Below are 5,744 nucleotides of genomic sequence, written 5' to 3' on the forward strand. Positions count from 1 at the left end.
CATCACGTTAATTTTTTGAATCAATCGTCTACAAGGGAGAAGTATGCCTTCAAACAAACAAGAGAATCGTAAGAAGGTTCATTTAGTTAAAATCTACTTCGAGAACGCACTATTTTGTAGAAAAATTCCCAATTTTTCCAAGAACGATTAATTTATTCAAGAAACCAGCTTAAATTATAGAGCTATGAATTATTCAGGTTAATTATATAAATATATTACACTCTCAACAAAAAATATAGCCTATATAATATTATACCTTATGGAGGAACTGAAATGTACACTGTCATTTTTTGTATATATTTTTTAGAAAGTTAGTAGTCCCCTTCCTTGCAAATTGATATCAACTTGGTTGTACTCTTCTACTTTCTAAATAGTATTTTCTAGTGTAATTTTTCACACTCTCTTCCGGGACATAATGTTCGACGTCTATAACTAACTTATTTAAATTAGCCACTGTTTTGTTTATGGCTAAAGCATTATGTTTATCTAGTGAGGCATTCCCTTCATCGATTAAGAGTATTGGTTTATCAAACAGAATTGCTCTTGCAATTTCTACTCTTTTCAATTGTCCTCCTGATAATCTTTCTCCATCTTCTCCGATTAGATAATTTAAACCTACTTGCTGTATTAATTCTTCTAACCCTGCTTTTTTAATTGCTTCACTTAACTTTTCTTCGCTTACTTCTTTTCCTAATGTAATATTGTTTCTCAGTGTGTCATTAAATATAGCAACCGTTTGGGGAATTAAGCTCACATAATTGTATAATTCATTTTTGCTAATGCTTTTCATATCTTCGCCATTAATGAAAATTTCACCATTAGTTGGGGTTAATTTTTTTGTCAGTAATTTTAAAAATGTCGATTTACCACTACCTGAAGCTCCTTCTAAAAGTACATTATCGTTTGAATTTAATGTTAAATCTAAATGCTCAAAAATTTTCTTGTCCTCATAATTGAATGAAACATTTTGAAAAACAACCGAATCAATCTTCTGGTTCCTTAATACATTGGTATCATCTGGCTGTTTGAATTCCAGTGTATTAATTATCGTCTTCTTGATTTCTCCTATACTGTTTAACTTGTTTATACACTGCGATAATCCTAAAAAATTATTTATGATCCAACTACTGGAGTATTGAACGGCTACAAAAGACGCTAACGAAATTCGCCCTTGAATAGTAAAGTAGATACCAATGCCAATCGGAAGATACAGAAATAAATATGATAAAGCGATGACCAATGCATTCGATAATGAGATGGCATTATTCATGTCTTTAGTACTCTCTTCTAAACCTTTTACTTTCAGATAAAAATTTTTAATGAAATAATTTTCGGATTTATATGAAGCTATTGTTTCAGCCCCACTTAAGATATCCTTAAGTATAGAAGAAAAAGATTTATTCTCTTTTGTCCAATGACTATTACTTTCTTCTATTTTTTCTTTATAAATGTTTGTAAACAGTGGTGTTACTGATGTAAATACTAAAAAGATAACGGTCAATAAAAAACTGTTGCTCATAGAAAAAGTCAAAATAACAACTAGAGTAACTAAATAGCTGACGACATTGAATAGTTGCTTTACGTAATTTTCTTCAAGTAACTTGAGATCGTTCATAAAAAATGATGTATTACTTGATACTCCTTCGGTTTTACTTAAAGAAGTCTCTTTTTCTAAAATTTTCCTTATTAATTCAGTCTTTAAAGACGTGTTAAAAAAAGCAATATTCTTATTTGTCCAAAAATCTTTTAAATAAGTAATAATAGAAAACAATATGTAACCCAAGACAACAAGAATAATGTACTTTAATAATAGAGAGGTGTCTTTTTCCTCAATAACCTTAAAAATATACGCATAAGTAGCGGCATTAAAAGTAGTCTCTACTGCTGCAAGTCCAATGAAAATAAAAGCTGCAACTAGGTACTGTTTATTATAAAATTTAATCATTTGTATCCCTCCGTATCCGTTTGTACTGTTATTTTATCATTTTTCGAGCACTCTTTATGTTATGATATGGGTCATAAACTACCCAAAAAATACGGAGGTACATCAGTTGATAGGATTAACGTTTAGAAAAATACGTATGCAGAAAAACATTTCACAAAAAGAAGTTTACACAGGCATTGTTTCTAGATCTTTCTTTCAAAAATTTGAGAAAGGACTACACTCTATTTCTGTAGAAAAATTTCAAGAATTGTTAAATAGGATAAATGTATCTTACGATGAATTTATGTATAAACATCATGGGAAACTCTTTACCACAGATGATTTTTTAGTGACTATTTTTAACGCTTACTGGAATCAAGATCCACATTCTTTAACCAACCTCCATAACAAATTACGCTTTTCGTCCAATCAAACAGAAGTCTTTTTGAGCAGAGTTGCACTATTATTCAAACTTATTTTATCAAAAGAGTCAGATGGTGATTTAAGTTTCGACTTTATCTTTAACTATCTAGACAGAATAAGCAGCTGGACCTTTTTTGAAACAAAATTATTTAATAATATTATGTCTATAGTCCCTTCTAAGAAAAGAAACCAATATTTCAAAAAAGCACAATTTTTTTCGACAACAGCAAAGGACTAGCAGCCGTTAATAGTGAATTTGCAAACTGGCATTCTCATCTTTATGTCAATTTTATCCATTTAACTTTGGAAGAAAAAGAACTCAATAGAGCAAAAATAGCTATTGAAGACATGCGGATAAGTCGACAAAATTTATATACCAGTGAGCGGAATGAACTGGCTTATTTATTTTTAAAAAACTTAATCCGTCTTTATGACAAGGAAGAAAGAGACCAAGCAATAGAAGCACTAAAAAAAATAACCGATTTGTCACAAATAGTAAATAAGTTGAATAATGAAACCTATTCAAAATTGGTCACTACTCACCAAGAAAAGACTGAACCATTGCATGCTAAAAGCGAAAACTAATTAACCCTATTAAAAAACTACATAATCTCTGGCTTGTTACGCTCTTAATCAAATCTATGCCTTATGCGAGAAGGCAAACTTATAGATAATTGGATATTTTCCTGCTGGAGCGATTGATTTTGAAAAAAGTTTATAGAGAGATAACATCACTAGAGGAATGTCTGCCTTATCGTATTAAATCAAAAAGAAATAACTAAGAAAAAAATAGAACCTCTTCTGGGTCGTAAAATCAGAAGAGGTTCTATTTTTCTATTTATTATTCTTGTATCAAAAACAATCGTTTTTGAGAGAAAGCAAGAGAGATATAAGGAGAAATACATAGTTACAATCAAGTAAACACTACTCGCAGGCATTGAAGCCTTAAATGGATTCAATGAATGAAAAAACAGTATCTTATTTATTACGGTTTTTAAAACTATTGATTATACTATTTAAGTCTTTTATGTCAAAAGAACCTTCTTCAGCTTTACTAATAACAGAATTTAAATTTTTCTGTCATTTGAAGTGGAAAGATATTGATGAAGTAAACCAAACATTAACTGTGCGAAGAGTCCTTGCTCAAGGGGAACATGGTACTATCTTTCAATCACCCAAAACTAAAGCAAGTCATCGCACAATATCTATCGACAATATAACCATGGATTTATTAGTTAACTGGCGTAATATTCAAAGAAAAGATTTATTATCCTTTGGGATTAATGCTAATGGTCCTGAACAATTAGTTTTTACAAACCAAAAAAATAATCCTTTAAATCTATACTATATTGGAACTGCTCTTCAACGAATAACAAAATTGCATAAACTAAAACATATTAATGTTCATGGTTTTAGGCATACTCATTGTGCATTACTCTTTGAAGCAAAATTAGAAATGAAGGAAGTTCAAGAGAGACTCGGTCATGCCAATATTGAAACTACAATGAATATATATGACCATGTAACTCAGAACAGAAGAGATGAAGCAGCAGAAAAGTTTGCTCAATTTATGTCTTTTTAACAAACCGTACAACATCTCGTACAAGATTCTTATTTTCAAGCAATAAACAAATAATCATTTGAATTTTAAAAAGAGAAAAAATATATTTATTTAGATAGATTATTCAATAAATATGAACACAAAAATACATCCTTACCTAAGTAGGGATGTCTTGTAAATAGTGCCGGCTAAAGGAGTTGAACCCTCGACCCTCTGATTACAAATCAGATGCTCTACCAACTGAGCTAAGCCGGCTTGTTAATTATTAACTAATCACTATTATGATGAGATTAGTATGACCCGCGCAGGAATCGAACCTGCGACCCACTGATTAAAAGTCCGTTAATTAGCATTTCTATGTATTTTCAATCGTTAATAAGGCTGATAAATAAGGATTTTAAAATTGGTTTAAGCACTAATCGATTCAGTTTAATTTTTAAAATATGACAAGAAATAGGACAACAAATCGTGCCAGTGTGAGTAACTTCGTAAAATAATATTGAATTATAAAAAATATAATTTATTCTCACCCATCTATTATAACAGGTAGTGGGTGAGATAGTTTAATTTAATAGATAAGTAATCGTTCATTTAAAGATTCTATTAATCACTCTTAAGATATTGTTTTCGTATCTATAAGAAACAATATTTGTATTACCGTTAAATCCATTAAAGCTAATCGAATATTCCCCTTTTAAACCTTTGCCCATATTCCACTCTATTTTAATAAAAGGTATAGTATCAGGTACTATTGTATTTATTACTACTCCTCTATTATTTGTAATATTTTTGTAAGTCTTCAATACTTTTTTGTTGACTAACCTTCTTCCATTATATTCAACTTCAATAATTTTTAATTTTTTTATATCTGCATTAACAGGGTATATAACAAAATATTGTCCTTCCATACAAGGATTAACATTAAAGACCTCAAAATAGTGTAAGTCTAAGTTCACAGCATCATCAATACTGTGTATTGCTTTAATTACGATATTATCAATATATTCATTATTTGGAAAAAAACTTCTTATAATATGCCAGCATATTGAAAGTGCACCTGTTACTCTCAATATCCAATCAAGGCAAAATCCTATAGTTTCCCACATATTTTTCTCCCTTTAATTATTCACTAGAAAAGAAAATTATTTCCCTTTTAAATTGAACTAAATTTTTAGTCCTTTAGCTTTTTCACTTTCTTCTAGCACTACAATAGTTTTAGCCACGATTACACTCCTATTTTTATCTTTTAATTCAATATTATAGTAATTGTAATTATTATAATTATCAACCCAAAAAAAGGCTCTTACTTTCTTTCAACCATAATTTTATTCATTTGAACTTATATATTCATACTCATTATTTGGAACTTATGAGTTGTTTAATAGCTTAGCTCTATCAAAATGATGAGCTAAAATACAGTTATTTGCAGACCACTATAACATTATTTCTTTATAACACTTCCAAACACACTCTAAACCAATAAACCTCACAACAATCCAACGCAACGGATGCCTTGTTTTCGTCTGGCTAGAGCCCGAGTAGGGAGAAAGTAGACACGAAAACGAGACGGTTAGTGTAGTTGGATTGTTATAAGGTTGAACTTTCTATAATAGCTTCTTAATTTATTTTATTGTCGCTCTAGTCGGTACTTTCATCGAATGCGACGTTTAATATCCTCAATAAATAATGAGGTCTTTAGACTTCGTTATTTAGGTTCTTTGTCAAATCGTGTTGGTCAGAGATTTCCGAGGTAGAAAGCTTAAATGCTTTCTACCTTTTTTTATGCGACTTTAGTATTTAATTGTTTGTTGATCACTTTTTCTTCTTCAAAAGTTA

5 protein-coding genes, 1 tRNA gene and 1 pseudogene are annotated in these 5,744 nt (G+C 30.0%); 4 read left to right on the forward strand and 3 right to left on the reverse strand.

The genetic code is table 11. The annotated features are described in order from the left end of the window. Positions 1-340: 340 nt before the first annotated feature. A complete protein-coding gene (locus tag ACEN33_RS11685) occupies positions 341-1,945 on the reverse strand; it encodes an ATP-binding cassette domain-containing protein (RefSeq protein WP_407093739.1) in 1,605 nt (534 codons plus the stop codon). 106 nt (positions 1,946-2,051) lie between these two features. Here ACEN33_RS11685 and ACEN33_RS11690 point away from each other — a divergent pair, with 106 nt between their 5' ends. From ACEN33_RS11690 to ACEN33_RS11700, 3 genes are all read left to right on the forward strand, one after another. Further along, positions 2,052-2,585 carry a helix-turn-helix domain-containing protein gene (locus tag ACEN33_RS11690; RefSeq protein ID WP_407095161.1) on the forward strand — a complete coding sequence of 178 codons (534 nt, stop codon included), beginning with the start codon at positions 2,052-2,054 and terminating at the stop codon, positions 2,583-2,585. A 65-nt stretch (positions 2,586-2,650) separates the two neighbouring features. Further along, on the forward strand, positions 2,651-2,932 hold the full coding sequence (locus ACEN33_RS11695; RefSeq protein ID WP_407095162.1) for a hypothetical protein: 282 nt from the start codon (positions 2,651-2,653) through the stop codon (positions 2,930-2,932). Positions 2,933-3,296: 364 nt separating this feature from the next. Further along, a complete protein-coding gene (locus ACEN33_RS11700) occupies positions 3,297-3,929 on the forward strand; it encodes a site-specific integrase (protein ID WP_138404956.1) in 633 nt (210 codons plus the stop codon). Positions 3,930-4,090: 161 nt separating this feature from the next. Here the strand turns inward: ACEN33_RS11700 and ACEN33_RS11705 are convergent. Beyond that, positions 4,091-4,163 (reverse strand) — tRNA-Thr (locus ACEN33_RS11705). Between the two features lie 332 nt (positions 4,164-4,495). Then, positions 4,496-5,014, reverse strand: a complete 519-nt coding sequence (locus tag ACEN33_RS11710; protein ID WP_407095163.1) for a hypothetical protein — start codon at positions 5,012-5,014, stop codon at positions 4,496-4,498. Between the two features lie 546 nt (positions 5,015-5,560). Between ACEN33_RS11710 and ACEN33_RS11715 the strand changes: the two are divergent. Then, positions 5,561-5,662, forward strand: a pseudogene (locus ACEN33_RS11715) (hypothetical protein); the annotation flags it as partial. Positions 5,663-5,744 lie beyond the last annotated feature (82 nt).

This window comes from Ruoffia sp. FAM 24228, assembly GCF_045528575.1.
Classification (GTDB): Bacteria; Bacillota; Bacilli; order Lactobacillales; family Aerococcaceae; genus Ruoffia; species Ruoffia halotolerans.

Excerpts from the sequence above, each read along its gene's own strand:
- ACEN33_RS11685 (WP_407093739.1), bottom strand. The coding sequence starts at position 1,945 with ATGATTAAATTTTATAATAAACAGTACCTAGTTGCAGCTTTTATTTTC.
- ACEN33_RS11710 (WP_407095163.1), bottom strand. The coding sequence starts at position 5,014 with ATGTGGGAAACTATAGGATTTTGCCTTGATTGGATATTGAGAGTAACA.
- ACEN33_RS11700 (WP_138404956.1), top strand. The coding sequence starts at position 3,297 with ATGGATTCAATGAATGAAAAAACAGTATCTTATTTATTACGGTTTTTA.